Origin of the sequence: Amedibacillus dolichus DSM 3991 (assembly GCF_000154285.1) — a bacterium.
GTDB classification, from domain to species: domain Bacteria; phylum Bacillota_I; class Bacilli_A; order Erysipelotrichales; family Erysipelotrichaceae; genus Amedibacillus; species Amedibacillus dolichus.
This window is the reverse complement of record NZ_DS483477.1, coordinates 439,414-453,733: the sequence shown is the minus strand read 5'-3', so window position 1 is coordinate 453,733 and position 14,320 is coordinate 439,414. Positions and strand designations below refer to the sequence as shown.

Here is a 14,320-nt window from a genome sequence, read left to right as displayed (position 1 = left end):
TAACATATTCTTAAAAAAATTCAATCCTTTTCTTGTATTTTTAACAATCCATACACCGTTTTAAGATTGTCTCGATAAGCGTCGCATTGCGATAATTTACCAAAAGCCTTACGTGTCCCTTTGTTGTTCCATCGGATAACGATAATATGACACTTGGAAGCTCTCCCTCCCATTCCATATACATGCACATGTGTAAATGATCATAGGCTACCATTTTGCCCTCATAATATACCCCTTTTTTTCGAAAACGCAAAGGCAGTTGTTCATCGTATGACTGCCATGTGGCAAAGGCTTGTAATACCTCGGGATAAAAACGGATTTCCACTTTTCCCGAACAAAAAGCAAAGCGCTCTTTCATGATTTGATACAGTTTTTGTTGCTGTTTCATACGTGCGGCATAGGCTTTTTCTTCCCGCTTCTTTACAAGTTTTAACACCTCTTCCTCAAGTACCGGTTGCCTTGCTTGATAACAGTGATGCAGCTCCATCAAATCAAGCGCATCGCTTCTTGCATTATGCTCTACTTTTCCAAGTATTCCATAAACTTTTTTCAAAGCATCAAGGGAAAGTGTCGGCGACACAACATTTCCATGATAAACAACACTTTGCGAAAGCGGTCTTTGCAAATCCTGCATATACTGTAAAACCAATGGCATATCCACCTTTTCCAACTCACAATGCTTGCTGAGGGTGCGCTTATCATCTGGACCGAAGCTAAAGCTTAACACCGGCTGCTGTTTCTTATATTGACACAGCCACCTTTCAAAATGCTCCAATACCTCTGCCAATGATTTGGAAGAGCGAATCTCTTGTCCGGTCAACTTGGTTATTTGCGAAACCACCCTTGTTAGTGATTTGAAATAGCGTGGTCGTATCGTTTCATAAAAACTCGTTACTTGATTCCCTTGAAAATCACATAATACTGCTCCAAGAGAAATCACGCATTGATAATGTTTTCCTGCATACCTTACCGCATCAAACTCACTATCTACATATAAGCATAAACACGGATTTTTTACCTCATAAGCAATATGCGGCATACCCATACCATAATAATGCTTAACAAAGGTAACGATCGGCTTCATATTATTTGCTAACGCCACCTTTTGACTGGCATAATTAGTATCACGAATAATCGAATATACCGCATCTAGCTTAAGTGTATGGAAAGCATATTCACGGCAAGCAATCGCTGCCTCTCTTGCATATCCCTGATGCCAATGCTCATACTTTAAAAGATAACCGATTTCATACACCTGGCGATTGCAGAGCTGCTGCACTGTGATTCCACACTGCCCCAAAAATGCTTGATCACTTTTTCGAATCATCGCCCATAAACCGACTCCATCTTCTTTATAGCGCTGCATTTGACGCTTCAACCAATCCAATGCCTCTTCTTTTGAAAAGGCATGCTCATAAGCCTTCATGACTCGAGCATCACAAAGTATTTCACATAAATCATCGAAATCTGTATAATCCATTTCCCGTAAATAGACACGTTTGGTTTCCAATACTTTCTTCATACTGTTATTATAAACGAAATCTCTTTTCTTTCCTATCCCTTCTTGCATACTTTCCAAACATAACGAGTACCTAAGGAAAATCCTCCACACAAGAAACTAAATAAGATCAGCATCGAAATATTGACAGAAAACTTCGTCGGCTTTTCCTTTTCCAAAGCAATGGAAACAACCACATGGTGCTGCTCATTGTATGAAGTAACCTGTAAATCCACCGGTTCACTTAAGGCATATCCTTCAACACCTGCCACCGACAGCACATAGCTACCCTTCAGCAATTGTCCGACTGCCACATATCCTTGTGCATTACTTTTTCCACTTGCCACAAGCTTACCTTGCGCATCTTGCACATTTAATTGCGCATATTCGAGCGGTTTTTGATTTTCATCACAAATATAAATATCAATGCTGTTATAACCAGCAAAAATCAGTTGAATACTTACCAAAATAGATAGGATATACATTCTCTCACCCTAGATAACTATATGTGAAGGAAATAAAAAAAAGTCCGCTTTCACGGACTAGATTAGTTCAAAAGACAATTCTTCATTTTCTACTAAATAGGTTGTAAAGAAAGCACGTACTGCAGCAATCATATAAGCAATATCCTTTACACCGGCAGTTTCATAGCTGGAATGCATTGCCAGCTGTGCCAAGCCAATATCCACACTGTGCAAGGAAACCTGTCTTGTCGAAATATTTCCCAAAGTACTTCCCCCTGCCATATCCGAGCGATTGGCATAATACTGCAATGGCACATTCGCCTTTTGACACATAACCTCAAAAATTCCTTTACTAATAGCATCACTGGTATATTTTTGATTGGCATTGAATTTAACAACAACCCCCTCATTCATATATACGGCATGCTCCTTATCATAGCTTTCCGGATAGTTTGGGTGAAAAGCATGTGCATTATCTGCGGACAGCATCATACTATGAGCAATCGCCATGTAAAATTCTTCCTTTGTAAAGCCCAATGCTTCATGAATCCGCAGCAACACATCTTGTAAGAAAGTAGAAGCCGCTCCCTGCTTAGTGCCGGAGCCTACTTCTTCATTATCAAAGCACGCAAACACCTGTACACTTTTTCGATGACCTCCCTGCAAAAAGCCTTGAAGTGTAGTATAGGCACATTCCAAATCATCAATGCGTCCACAGGAAAAGAAACGACCATTTCCCCAAACACTTGGTTTCATACGATTATACAAATACAGATCATGTCCTACAATCGCTTCCTTCTCCACTTGCAACAGCTTCGCAAGCTCTGCCAAAAAATCGGCATCACGTTCATCAGTGTATAAAGGAACCATATCCTTTGCGGCATTATAGGAATGAGAAGAATTGATGTCTCGATTCATGTGAATAGCCAAGTTCGGTATCATAACCATATCTTTATCAAAATCAACCAGCTTTGTACAACAGCCATTTTCTGTTTTGATCAATACGCGACCGGCAATTGACAAAGGACGATCCAACCAACTTGCCGCAATCATACCACCATAGCCTTCTGTATTTAGCTGGATACAGTGCCCGCTTTCTTTTTGCACATTTTCTTTTAGCTTATAAGTCGGTGCATCACTATGAGAGGCCGCAATCATAAAGCTGTAATCACGTTCAACCTCCTCACCGATTCGAAACGCCAACAAACTGGAGCCATTGCGCGTAACCATGTATTTCCCACCCTTTTCAAGAGTCCAATGCTTACTTTCCTGCAAATCTGTAAAACCTTCCATAGCAAGGCGTTTTTTCATTTCTTTAACTGCATGAAAACAGCTTTTGCTTTCTTCCATAAAAGATAAAAAATCCGTAAATTGTGTAGTTTCCATAAGTTCATTCCTCCGATAGCGCTTATTATACCACAAAACAGAAAAAATTAGGCAAGTACACAGCTTTCTATCGTAAAAATTCATAGACTGTTAAAGAGGAGGAAAAAATATGAATCATACATTTACACCCTTAACTATCGGTTCTACCGGAATCGGAGTGAATAAAATGCAAGCATATCTCAATATGTTTCAGGAACGTGGCTTAATTACTACAAAAGTTAATCAAGACGGTGATTTCGGAGCGATAACCGCAAACGCCGTACGAGAGTTCCAGGCGTATTCAAGACTTCCGATCAACGGCAAGATAGATGATGCCACATGGAGCGCAATCGTCAACAAATTACGAGAGCTACGCATCATTACCAATATTCCCGTTGCCAGCCGTTCTTTTTTCCTTGCGAAAGGAAGTCAAGGCTTAGAGGTTTTCAAAATGCAAGAATATCTCAATGAAATTGCTACTAAAAACAGCTGCTTGCGTCCTGTACCAATGGACGGTATGTTTGGTGAGCAAACAGCTACTACGGTTTCCATGTTTCAATATTTATATGATCTCACCATTGACGCTACTATCGGCAAAGCAACGTGGGACGCTATCATCAATACCCGCAATGGTTTCTAAACCGGTGTTTCCGCCGGTTTTTTTGCATATACATACAAAAAGTATTCACAAATAAGTCATGATTGCTTTTTCAATTCTTTTGTTGAATTTTTAAACCCTCTTGGCATATACTAATAAGCGAAAGAAGGAACCGATATGAAACAAATACTTTGGAAACCAGCCATGCATATCCTAGCTGGAACTACGTTACGCGATCCAGCACAAAAGGAATGCTTTGATTTGGCATTGCATACCAACCATAACGCGGATAGCATTTTAGAAAATCGTACCGTTTTAGCAAATACTTTAGATACAAAAGCATCGGATTGGGTATTTGCCAAGCAAACTCATAGCGACCACATTTATAAAGTAGAAAGCAAGGATAAAGGAAAAGGTGCCTTTGCTTTTAACGATGGCATTGATGATTGTGATGCTCTCTATACAAGGGAAAGCGATATTGGCATTGGTGTATTTCATGCTGATTGTGTTGCGGTTCTATTGTATGATCCCTACACAAACATTATCGCAGCCATTCATAGTGGTTGGCAAGGAAGTGTAAAGGAAATTACACGAAAATGTGTTGAAAGACTTTCGCAACAGGAGGGAGTCGACCCTAGCCATTTACTTGCATATATTTCTTGTGCAATCGGCTTTAAAAGCTTTGAGGTAGGCAATGAGGTCGTCGATCAAATAGCCTCTATGAGCTTTGATACCGCTCGCTTTATCCAACGTATCAGCAAAGAAAAAGCCCTCATCGACAATAAGGGCTTAAATGAACAAATGCTCATTAACTGCGGTGTTCGAAAGGAAAATATTACCGTGAATCCAAACGATACCTTTTTTGATAACGATGCTTTCTTCTCTTATCGAAGAGATAAGCAGTGTGGTCGCCATCTAAGCTATATCCTACGTAAAAGCGTTTAGACGCTTTTCTTTTTATACGTATAGGCGATCATAGGTAATAACCAAAAAATACATGTGATCCTTTTTTTTGATATGTTCTTCCAAACGCTTCTGAATTTCTACATTGCTCATTTTCACATGAAAAGGAACAACGACATCAAAAATCAAATTGGTGTGCGTTTCTCCCGGAACCATTCGAAAATCATGCAAGGAGCACTCCTTATCAATTTCTTTAACACCGAGATTCATATATTCCTTCAATTCATTCAGCTTCGAATCGTTAGCAACAACCGGATCCATGTGAATAACCATCTCAATATTCATATCCTGCTTAAACTCACGCTCTAAGTTATCAATCATATCATGCGATTTGAACACATCTTCACGATAATCAACCTCTACGTGTACGGAAGCGAATAAACGATTTGCTCCATAGTCATGCACGATCAAATCATGCATACCCAACACCCCCGACGTACCTTCGATACGCTTTGCAATCTCATGCACAAGCTCCTTACTCGGTGCTTGACCTAAAATCTCATTTAAGGCTTCCTTAATGATGCCATAGCCTGCCAAAAGAATAAAGCAAGCTACCACTACTCCGACATAGCCATCAAGATTGAAATGAATCAGCGGAGAAATAACCATAGAAATAAGCACTGCTGCCGTAGCAATCGCATCACTGATAGAATCTGCGGCAGTAGCCTGCATAACAGAAGAATGAATCAAGCGTCCATACTTACGATTGTATAAAAACATATACAGCTTAACTGCAATTGACAACGTCAAAATAGCAAAAGACAGCCAGCTGAATACCACGATTTCCGGGTGTAGGATCTTGTCCACACTAGAGCTGATCAACTCAATTCCTAGAAACAAAATTAAAGTCGCAACAATCATTGATGCAATACATTCATACCGAGCATGTCCAAATGGGTGGTCTTCATCTGCGGGCTTACTGGAAAGTTTAAAGCTGACCAACGCAATCAAGGAACTTCCTGCGTCTGATAAATTGTTAATGGCATCGGCAGTAATCGAAACACTGTTGGCAATCGTTCCGGCTAAAAACTTTAAAGCACATAGCACAATATTCAAAAAGATTCCCACCAAGCTTGCCAAATTGCCATATGCCGTACGAACTTCCGATTTTTCGTACTGTTCGGCATTAGAGATACATTTTTTGACTAAAAAAGAAAACATCAAATCACCTGCTTTCGTACGATAAATTTTAACACAATTTCAAAATTTGGGGAAGATTTCTTTTTTTCTACATACAATGAAACTGGTGATACAATGAAACAACTACGTCATTTTCTTTTCTTCGGTGTCGGTTTCCTCATCTTTTTTTATGGCTCTACAATTCTTGATAGCTCCAAAAAGGCACTTACCTTGTGGTTTGAAGTTCTCGTACCATCTATGTTTGTAAGTTTGATCTGCATTCGTTATCTATATTATCAAGGACTCTTTCCATCACTCCATCTTCCACTGCTGGAAAAAACATTTCATATGAATCAATATGCACTTTCCTTATTTTTTTGCATTTTATTACTAGGCTTTCCTAATGGTGCACTGCTTATTGAAGAAGCATATCAGCAACAACGACTTACCCACCGGCAAGCAAAACGTTTATTATATACATGTAGCATCGCTTCTCCCGGTTTTATCCTCATCAGCTGTGGAATCGGTATTTTCCAATCCGCTCAGATCGGCTGGCGCTTATTTCTTATACAAATTGCAGCTGTTGCACTACTGCTATTGATAACGCGTTCTACTCCCATTTCCATGCTTCCTTTGCAAACAGAAACCAAGAGTTTGAAGGCAGCGATGCTTGATAGTGGTCTTTCCTTATTTATGCTCGGTGGTTATTTAATGTTAGTAACAAGCATTACCGCTGTTATTTGTTTATGGCTTTCACCTTCTCAATGTCATATCGTTCAAATGCTTAGCGAATTTTCAAGTGGAATATTTTTAAGTATGACACTCCCCTATCCCCTTGTCATCAAGCAATTGCTTATATGCATACTACTAAGTTTCGGTGGTTTTTGTGTACATTTACAAACCCGTTCTTTATGCTCCTTTCCATATTCTTATGCTTGCTATTGTGGTTTTCGTATCCTGCAAGCAGTCTTAGCTTCTATTCTCTTTTTATTTTTGTTATAATGGCATAGAGGTGATAGAATGAAGCTTGCATGGATCGGAACAGGAGTTATGGGTAGTGCTATGCTTATACATTTAAAAAAAGCAGGACACGATGTATCAGCGTACAATCGTACATTTGAGAAAATGTTGCCTTTAAAGGAACATGGTGTGCATATTTGCGAATCCATTGCCGCCTGTGTAAAAGATGCAGATGTCGTTTTTACAATGGTTGGCTATCCAAAAGATGTAGAAGATATTTATACATGTAAAGACGGTATTTTCGAACATATCAAAAAGGGCTGTATCTTAATTGATATGACCACTTCTTCTCCTGCATTAGCTCAAAGCTTATATGAAAAAGCTAAAATGTATCACGCATATATGTTAGATGCTCCGGTATCCGGTGGAGATAGCGGTGCAAAAAGCGCTACTTTATCTATTATGGTCGGTGGAGATAAAGAGGTTTTTGAACAGGCATATCCTTTGTTTAAAATCTTAGGAACTTCTATACATTACATGGGAGCAGCCGGCTGTGGACAGCATGCCAAAGCTTGTAATCAAATCGCTGTTGCAGGTGCCGTTGCGGCAATGAGCGAAGCTATCGTATATGCCTGTAAGCAGAATCTTCCGGTAGAAAAAATGCTTAATGCTATTTCAAAGGGTGCTGCCGGTAGTTGGCAGTTAGAACATACGGCTCCTCGTGTTTTAGCGAATGATTTTCAACCTGGTTTTTACATCAAGCATTTTATTAAAGATATGAATATAATCAAAGCGGAGATGAACGCCAAGGATATGGAATTGATGATGTTAAATACAGTTTTGGAAATGTATCGTACATTAGCTAAAAACGGAGAAGAAAATCTCGGAACTCAGGCTCTTATTCATTATTATGATAACGATGAAAAGCTTATATGATTTCACTTATATTTAGAAATTTGTTACTATGCTGATAGAAATTTCTCTATCAGCATTTTTTTGTAAAAAAGAGATATACTCATATATGTTTTATATGAGCCATACCTCTTTTCATCAAACTACTGATTTTCTTTACTTATATGCTGAATTGCTAAACGAACTTTTCCATGAACATAATTTAATGCTTCTTCAGCTTGTTCTCTGCTACATTTTGTATTCTTCATAACAATTGCACATGCCACCGAATTATCCGCTTTCGCAAAAAGCTCACATGCCTCATCATAAGATATTTCCAAAATTGATACAAGCATTCTTCGTGCTCGTTCTATCAGTTTTTCATTTGTAGCTTGCACATAAACCATATAATTCTGATATACATATCCTGCTTGGATCATCGTTGAAGTAGAAAGCATATTCAACACAAGCTTTTGTGCGGTTCCAGCTTTCATCCTTGTACTTCCTGCAATAACTTCCGCCCCTGTTGCAACGACAATCGGAATTTGTGCAATTTCATTCATTTTCCCTTGCTCATTACATACTACAGAAATTGTAAGTGCACCAACTTTGTTAGCATATTCAAGTGCACCAATCGTATATGGAGTTCTTCCGGAAGCAGCAATTCCAATTACAATATCTTTTTCACAAAGCTGTATCTTTTTTAAATCTTCAATAGCAAGTTCAGCATTATCCTCCGCACCTTCAACTGCTTTGATAAAAGCTCCCTCTCCTCCTGCCATGATACCAATTGCGCGTTCAAAAGGAACAGAGTAAGTAGGTACGAGTTCCACCGCGTCCATCACTCCTAGCCTTCCACTTGTTCCGGCTCCTATATAAATGATTCGTCCACCCTTTACATAGCGTTTTGTCATGGCCTCTGAAGCCCTTGCTATTTTATCTAACTGCTTTTCTACTGCTAAAGCTACTTTCTTATCCTCTTCATTGATTCGCTTCACAATTTCATAGGCATTCATTTCATCAATTCTTTTCGTATCAGCATTAACCTTTTCCGTAGTCAAAGAATCAATTATCCCATTGGTTTTCATATATTCTCATGCTCCTTTAAGTAAGTAACATAACGAGATGTAATAATCTCAGGACGTGTAATAGAGGTTCCCACTACAACTGCAAATGCTCCTGCATCTAAGGCGGATTGTGCTTCTACCTCATTTTTTATTTTTCCTTCGGCAATAATAGGAATCGCTGTAATCTGACTGATTTCATGAATTAACTTTAAATTAACAGCAGTAACCTCTTTACTTTCTTCTGTATAGCCGGAAAGAGTTGTTGAAATTAAATCAAGCTTTAAAGGTAAAATTGCTTTTGCTTCTTCTAGTGTAGATATCTCACCCATGATCAATACATCGGGGTAATTTAAACGAATTTGTTCAACAATCGTTTCTAATGTTTCTCCATTTGGTCTTAGGCGACTCGTAGCATCAAGAGCAATCACATCAATTCCACAATCGAGAATCTCTTTAGCACTTTGATATGTTGGAGTAATATAGACAGGATATTTTCCAAACTGCTTATTGATACCAATAATCGGCAAATCAACCTTTTCCTTAATTTTTGTAATATTATCCGCTCCGGTAGCTCTTATGCCAGCTGCACCTCCTTCTTCCGCAGCTTTTGCAAAGGCTGCCATAATATCAGAACCATACATTGCCCACCCTACACGAGCTTGACAAGACACAATAAGTTTATTTTGCAGCTTATTCAATACTGCTTGTTTCTTTCTATTAGAACACATGGACAACAGCTCCTAAAATACCAATTACAAAACACGCTAAGATACAAATATACATACCCTTTTTTTGCTTTACTAAAATTTGATGGAAAATAAGAACTAAAATCAATGGTAACAATCCCGGTAGAATCGAATTAATAATATCTAATAAAACAATTTCTTTTCCGCTAATATTCCATGTAACATTCAATGGAACACTCACAAAACCTACTGTCATTGCACCTGTAACCATCATTCCGACAATCGTAGCACCACTAATAAACTTATCAAGCAAACCACCGGTATTCATTTTAGATACAATAGATACTCCCATTTTATGACCATATTTAATAAACAACCAGCGTGATGCAAGATTTAAAGCAACATTAGGAATGATAAACACAAATGGTGCCAAATAATTTCCTTCCAATGCTAAACCAGCTGCTAGAGCTGCAAAAATTGTCATAAATACTGCCTTAAATATAGAATCTCCCACACCAGACAAAGGACCCATAAGAGCTGTCTTTGTTGAAGCAATTGCTTCATCAGAAATTTCTTTTCCTTGTGCTCTTTGTTCTTCCAACGCTAAGGCAACTCCAATTACCGCATTTCCTGTATAAGGATGACAGTTAAAAAATTCATTATGTCTTCTTAATGCTGCTATTTGTTCTTCTTTGCTTGTATATAACTTTTTAATTGCAGGAATCATAGCATAACAAAATCCTAAAGAACAATAGCGTTCATAATTGATAGATGTCATTGAAAAGAAAGAGCGAATAAAAGTTTTTCTCAATTCTTTATTTGTTAATGATAAATCTATATTGCTAACAATTTCCTCATTTTCGTCTTGAAACTCATCATCGAAATCATCTTGCTTATTATTTTCGCTAAGCTGATAAATAGCCACAGCAATCACTACGGCAATCAAACTTACTGCTGTCTGATTCAAATTCAAATATCCTACCAAAACAAATCCACCTAAGAAAAAGCACCAATATTTCTTGAAATCCATCATTTTTAATAACATTGCCATTCCAACTGCCGGAAGCATTTTAGAAGCTATGGTTAAACCATTACTTAGCCAAATTGGCATACCATCTACTAGCATCTTTACAAAATCTGAACCAAAATAAATAGCTAAAAAACTAGAAACAAAGAAAACGCTAAAGAAAATTGGAATTCCCATTAAATGTGCACGTTCAACTGCCTTAAAATTCCCTGCTTCAATATATTGATCTGCACGATGCATCAGATAAATGTTAATATTCCATGCTAACATAATCAATAATTGAGCCAATGTTCCAATTGGAATAGCCAACGCAATACCTACGGAAGCATCTCCACTAGTTATCGCAAAAACGGTGGAAATTGTCCCGGCAATTTGTGCGTTTGGAGGTACGGAACCACCTATCGGCAATATTCCCATATACATCAATTCCACTGTTGCACCAACATATAATCCTGTTTCAATATCTCCCAAAATCATACCAACAAGTGGTCCAGCAAAAACAGGTCTGGAAATCATCCAATACCCATATCCATAATTCTCTGTAATTAATAATGCAATAAAAGTACTGAGCAACAACGCTGTAACTAAACTCATATTCCCACCTCTTTATAATTTCGTAAATAAATCAAGCTCATTATCCGAAGGAGTAGTTCTCCCATCAAGATATACTCCCCTTTCATGAAGCTCCTTCAAAATATCCATACTTTTTTGATCCAAGAAAACAGTATTTGTAATTTGTTTTCTACCCTCTTTGAAATAAATTCCACCAATATTAATGTTCTTCATCTCAATTCCCTGTTTCATAATTGTTAAAAATGATTGCGGGTGTTTTGCCACAAGAAAGAATTTCTTTTTCGGATATTTTTTCAAAATTTCCACACTTTTACTTTCATTGGCAATAAAGCACTTCATCGTTCGCGGACAAGCCATTTCCAACAATGATCTTTGTAATGCATCTTTTTCTGCTTCTTGATCAACTACAATAATCGCATCACTTGGATAGACCATTGTCCAAGCATAAGCTACTTGTCCATGGATAAGTCGTTCATCGACTCTTGCTAATGTAATCATGTTTCTTACCTCCTTATCGACATTGTAATTTAGGTGGATTATTATTTCAATATATTAGATATATTATGAAATTTTATTCCTTATTTTGAAATGGTTAAGGTTTGTCCTAACCTTTTAGCGGAATCGTCATAATTCAATGAAATACAAGTAATATAAATCAAATCAAGCATATATAATGTTGATGTTCTTGATACAATTGCACCATTTCTAAAATTACTTTCTCTCGAGCTAACAAATAAATTATATTCTACTAAGTTTACTAATTGATTTTGAATACTACCAGTAATAGATACTGCAGGTACATTATTTTTTTCTAATATTTTTGCAATTTCAATAATCTCTGGAGTTTCGCCAGAATAAGAAATAATGATTGCGAAATGGCTAGAGTCTGAATTAATCGCTTGAATTCTTTGACGATCAATCAAAGATAAACAAGAAATACTTTTACCGATACGCATAAACTTATAGCCTGCATCAAATGCAATATTATTACTTGCCCCTACACCATATAAATCTATAATACTGGCATCCATAATTTGTCTTGCAACACAAAGCAATACCTCATAATCCAACAAAAGGCGCGTTTCTTCAATAGAATGAATACTTATATCTGTTACTTTATCTATTAATTCTGTTAAACTATCACCTTTTTTAAAAGTTGTTTGATCTACAACATCTAAATTCATCGTTTCAAATGCTTTAATTTCACTAGCTAATTGTATTTTTAATTCACTGTATCCTTTTAATTCCAAACGTTTACATAAACGAATAACTGTCGCAGGCGAAGTATAGCTCTTCGCTGCGAGTTCTTGTGTAGACATTGAAATAACTTTCTTACTATTTCTTAAAATATACATTCTTACTTCATTTTCGGAATTAGAGAGGGTATGATACTCTCTCAACTTAACAAGCACACTCATTTTCATTCTCCTTTAAACTTAATTTATATATCATATTATAATCGAAAGCCTGTAAAACAGAAACATCGTTTTTTAAACTAAAAAAACAGACGATGCTTAGCTAAACCGCCATTCATCATCTGTTTATCTCTATCAATATTCTTATTTAAAATGCTTTTATTCAATCACTAGATCTGTTTTCCACAAACCATGTAGATTGCAGTATTCATATACATGAGCTTTTCCTTTGAAATCACCTAATGCAAATACTGCTTCCGGTTCTTTTCCAGGTTCCAATTTAGCACGCAATACCTTATCATCAATTTCTACAAAGATATCTGTGATAAAGTGTTCAGGAAGCATTGGGTGGGCAACAGAGCCTACAGCTACCTTCAACATTCCATCAGCATAAGTAGCAACCGGTACATGCTTTTCCAATGCTCCATCAGTTGTATTTGCCTTTAATTCTTCCATTGGCTTTCCACAGCACATAATCGGTACACCGGCATCTTTTACAACTTCCACAATGTTTCCACATACTGCACATTTTAATAGTTTCATATTTATTTCCTCCTAATTTTGTGGTATTCTTCCATTGATATACAACGGTATCACTTATGTATAAAGTATAACACGTTTTTAAATGAAATATGTAGCAGAATGCTCAAATTTTTTCGGAGTTTATTTATGGAATTAAAATGGAAGCACAACACCCTCTTTATTGAAAACTGCACAATGACAACAAGCGATGAACTGCTCGCCTATTTTCATATTGCCAAAAAGATGCAAAAACAATTATATCAAGGACAGCGCATTCAAGTGAATCAACAAACAATTCTGCATAATACTCCTTTGCAAAGGAAAGATCTTATCCGCATTCAGCCTTTTCCACAATACGATTTAGAAAAACACCTGATTCCCTGCTTCGATCCTCTCAGCATTCTTTACGAAGATGATTTATTTCTCATTGTCTATAAGCCAAGCTTTATGCTTGTCCATAGTGATGGCAATGAAACGGAAACAACCTTATACGATATCGTAAAAGGCTACTATCTGCTTCAAGGCTTAGATATTCCCGTACGTGCTATTCATCGCTTAGACAAAGAAACAAGTGGTGCGGTTATCTTTTGTAAAATTCCTTTGCTTCAGCCTCTGCTAGATTATATGTTACAGGAAAAACAAATCGATCGCCAGTATCTTGCCCTCTGTGCCAAAGTCTTAAACGATGATCTTACAATCGACAAACAAATTGGAAGAGATCGCCACAATGCCAAGAAAATGCGCATTTCTAAGCAAGGAAAGAGTGCTAAAACAGATGTTCATGTAATCGCCCAATATCAAGATTATACACTTATAGCCTGTAAGCTATACCAAGGAAGGACACATCAAATACGAGTCCATTTAGCAAGTATCACCCACCCCTTACTGCATGACACCCTTTATGGCAATTATGATAAACGCATCAATCGTTGTGCTCTGCATGCTTATCGTATTCAATTATGCCACCCCTTCACACAGCAAAATATCACCATCGAATGTCCTTTACCGACAGATATGAAAAAGCTTGTAGAACCTATCAATCTCTGTAATGATAGAAGCATATTTAAAAAATAGTTCATTTCTTTGCACTTTTCAACGATTCATTTATACAAAAAGTGCAACGCATTTACGCTCCTATAAAATCATGCTATAATGATTACAGCAAAAAGCTT

General features: G+C 37.2%; 15 protein-coding genes. 5 read left to right on the top strand and 10 right to left on the bottom strand.

All coding sequences use genetic code 11. The features are described from left to right. Nucleotides 1-40: 40 nt before the first annotated feature. From EUBDOL_RS11585 to EUBDOL_RS09390, 3 genes are read right to left on the bottom strand one after another with little or no spacing between them, the layout of a single operon-like run. Nucleotides 41-1,510, bottom strand: coding sequence for a GNAT family N-acetyltransferase (locus EUBDOL_RS11585; RefSeq protein ID WP_235713709.1), 1,470 nt, complete (start codon nucleotides 1,508-1,510; stop codon nucleotides 41-43). 44 nt (nucleotides 1,511-1,554) lie between these two features. Further along, nucleotides 1,555-1,983, bottom strand: a complete 429-nt coding sequence (locus EUBDOL_RS09395) for an MSCRAMM family protein (RefSeq protein WP_004800711.1) — start codon at nucleotides 1,981-1,983, stop codon at nucleotides 1,555-1,557. A gap of 57 nt (nucleotides 1,984-2,040) precedes the next feature. Further along, on the bottom strand, nucleotides 2,041-3,348 hold the full coding sequence (locus EUBDOL_RS09390) for a M18 family aminopeptidase (RefSeq protein ID WP_004800710.1): 1,308 nt from the start codon (nucleotides 3,346-3,348) through the stop codon (nucleotides 2,041-2,043). 109 nt (nucleotides 3,349-3,457) lie between these two features. On the opposite strand from EUBDOL_RS09390, the gene EUBDOL_RS09385 reads away from it, so the two are divergent. Then, nucleotides 3,458-3,967 carry a peptidoglycan-binding domain-containing protein gene (locus EUBDOL_RS09385; RefSeq protein ID WP_004800709.1) on the top strand — a complete coding sequence of 170 codons (510 nt, stop codon included), beginning with the start codon at nucleotides 3,458-3,460 and terminating at the stop codon, nucleotides 3,965-3,967. 135 nt (nucleotides 3,968-4,102) lie between these two features. Continuing rightward, complete coding sequence (gene pgeF, locus EUBDOL_RS09380; RefSeq protein ID WP_004800708.1) at nucleotides 4,103-4,870, top strand: peptidoglycan editing factor PgeF; 768 nt, start codon at nucleotides 4,103-4,105, stop codon at nucleotides 4,868-4,870. Between the two features lie 12 nt (nucleotides 4,871-4,882). Here pgeF and EUBDOL_RS09375 read toward each other — a convergent pair whose 3' ends face one another. Next, nucleotides 4,883-6,049, bottom strand: a complete 1,167-nt coding sequence (locus EUBDOL_RS09375; protein WP_004800707.1) for a cation diffusion facilitator family transporter — start codon at nucleotides 6,047-6,049, stop codon at nucleotides 4,883-4,885. A gap of 93 nt (nucleotides 6,050-6,142) precedes the next feature. On the opposite strand from EUBDOL_RS09375, the gene EUBDOL_RS09370 reads away from it, so the two are divergent. Further along, nucleotides 6,143-7,009, top strand: coding sequence for a hypothetical protein (locus tag EUBDOL_RS09370; RefSeq protein WP_004800706.1), 867 nt, complete (start codon nucleotides 6,143-6,145; stop codon nucleotides 7,007-7,009). A gap of 18 nt (nucleotides 7,010-7,027) precedes the next feature. After that, entirely contained in the window at nucleotides 7,028-7,903 is an 876-nt protein-coding gene (locus EUBDOL_RS09365) for an NAD(P)-dependent oxidoreductase (protein ID WP_004800705.1), read from the top strand. Nucleotides 7,904-8,022: 119 nt separating this feature from the next. On the opposite strand, the gene murQ is transcribed toward EUBDOL_RS09365, so the two are convergent. The 6 genes from murQ to EUBDOL_RS09335 form a co-directional block, all read right to left on the bottom strand. Continuing rightward, the gene (gene murQ, locus EUBDOL_RS09360; protein ID WP_004800704.1) at nucleotides 8,023-8,946 is read right to left on the bottom strand and encodes an N-acetylmuramic acid 6-phosphate etherase; all 924 of its coding nucleotides are present in this window, start codon (nucleotides 8,944-8,946) and stop codon (nucleotides 8,023-8,025) included. After that, the gene (locus tag EUBDOL_RS09355; protein WP_004800703.1) at nucleotides 8,943-9,653 is read right to left on the bottom strand and encodes an N-acetylmannosamine-6-phosphate 2-epimerase; all 711 of its coding nucleotides are present in this window, start codon (nucleotides 9,651-9,653) and stop codon (nucleotides 8,943-8,945) included. Before EUBDOL_RS09355 ends, murQ begins: the two co-directional genes overlap by 4 nt. Further along, the gene (locus tag EUBDOL_RS09350) at nucleotides 9,643-11,232 is read right to left on the bottom strand and encodes a PTS system mannose/fructose/sorbose family transporter subunit IID (RefSeq protein WP_004800702.1); all 1,590 of its coding nucleotides are present in this window, start codon (nucleotides 11,230-11,232) and stop codon (nucleotides 9,643-9,645) included. The genes EUBDOL_RS09355 and EUBDOL_RS09350 overlap by 11 nt, the downstream gene beginning before the upstream one ends. 12 nt (nucleotides 11,233-11,244) lie before the next feature. Beyond that, nucleotides 11,245-11,709: a PTS sugar transporter subunit IIB gene (locus tag EUBDOL_RS09345; RefSeq protein WP_004800701.1), complete on the bottom strand. Its 465-nt coding sequence runs from the start codon at nucleotides 11,707-11,709 to the stop codon at nucleotides 11,245-11,247. Between the two features lie 80 nt (nucleotides 11,710-11,789). Next, nucleotides 11,790-12,629 (bottom strand): MurR/RpiR family transcriptional regulator, encoded by an 840-nt coding sequence (locus tag EUBDOL_RS09340; protein WP_218915110.1) that lies wholly within the window; start codon nucleotides 12,627-12,629, stop codon nucleotides 11,790-11,792. Between the two features lie 156 nt (nucleotides 12,630-12,785). After that, complete coding sequence (locus tag EUBDOL_RS09335; RefSeq protein WP_004800699.1) at nucleotides 12,786-13,169, bottom strand: desulfoferrodoxin family protein; 384 nt, start codon at nucleotides 13,167-13,169, stop codon at nucleotides 12,786-12,788. Nucleotides 13,170-13,295: 126 nt separating this feature from the next. Between EUBDOL_RS09335 and EUBDOL_RS09330 the strand changes: the two genes are divergently transcribed. Then, entirely contained in the window at nucleotides 13,296-14,222 is a 927-nt protein-coding gene (locus EUBDOL_RS09330) for an RluA family pseudouridine synthase (protein WP_050750095.1), read from the top strand. Nucleotides 14,223-14,320 lie beyond the last annotated feature (98 nt).

Excerpts from the sequence above, each read along its gene's own strand:
- EUBDOL_RS09365 (WP_004800705.1), top strand. The coding sequence starts at position 7,028 with ATGAAGCTTGCATGGATCGGAACAGGAGTTATGGGTAGTGCTATGCTT.
- EUBDOL_RS09370 (WP_004800706.1), top strand. The coding sequence starts at position 6,143 with ATGAAACAACTACGTCATTTTCTTTTCTTCGGTGTCGGTTTCCTCATC.
- EUBDOL_RS09390 (WP_004800710.1), bottom strand. The coding sequence starts at position 3,348 with ATGGAAACTACACAATTTACGGATTTTTTATCTTTTATGGAAGAAAGC.
- EUBDOL_RS09375 (WP_004800707.1), bottom strand. The coding sequence starts at position 6,049 with ATGTTTTCTTTTTTAGTCAAAAAATGTATCTCTAATGCCGAACAGTAC.
- EUBDOL_RS09345 (WP_004800701.1), bottom strand. The coding sequence starts at position 11,709 with ATGATTACATTAGCAAGAGTCGATGAACGACTTATCCATGGACAAGTA.
- EUBDOL_RS09330 (WP_050750095.1), top strand. The coding sequence starts at position 13,296 with ATGGAATTAAAATGGAAGCACAACACCCTCTTTATTGAAAACTGCACA.
- murQ (WP_004800704.1), bottom strand. The coding sequence starts at position 8,946 with ATGAAAACCAATGGGATAATTGATTCTTTGACTACGGAAAAGGTTAAT.
- EUBDOL_RS09350 (WP_004800702.1), bottom strand. The coding sequence starts at position 11,232 with ATGAGTTTAGTTACAGCGTTGTTGCTCAGTACTTTTATTGCATTATTA.
- pgeF (WP_004800708.1), top strand. The coding sequence starts at position 4,103 with ATGAAACAAATACTTTGGAAACCAGCCATGCATATCCTAGCTGGAACT.
- EUBDOL_RS09395 (WP_004800711.1), bottom strand. The coding sequence starts at position 1,983 with ATGTATATCCTATCTATTTTGGTAAGTATTCAACTGATTTTTGCTGGT.
- EUBDOL_RS09385 (WP_004800709.1), top strand. The coding sequence starts at position 3,458 with ATGAATCATACATTTACACCCTTAACTATCGGTTCTACCGGAATCGGA.
- EUBDOL_RS09340 (WP_218915110.1), bottom strand. The coding sequence starts at position 12,629 with ATGAGTGTGCTTGTTAAGTTGAGAGAGTATCATACCCTCTCTAATTCC.
- EUBDOL_RS09335 (WP_004800699.1), bottom strand. The coding sequence starts at position 13,169 with ATGAAACTATTAAAATGTGCAGTATGTGGAAACATTGTGGAAGTTGTA.
- EUBDOL_RS09355 (WP_004800703.1), bottom strand. The coding sequence starts at position 9,653 with ATGTGTTCTAATAGAAAGAAACAAGCAGTATTGAATAAGCTGCAAAAT.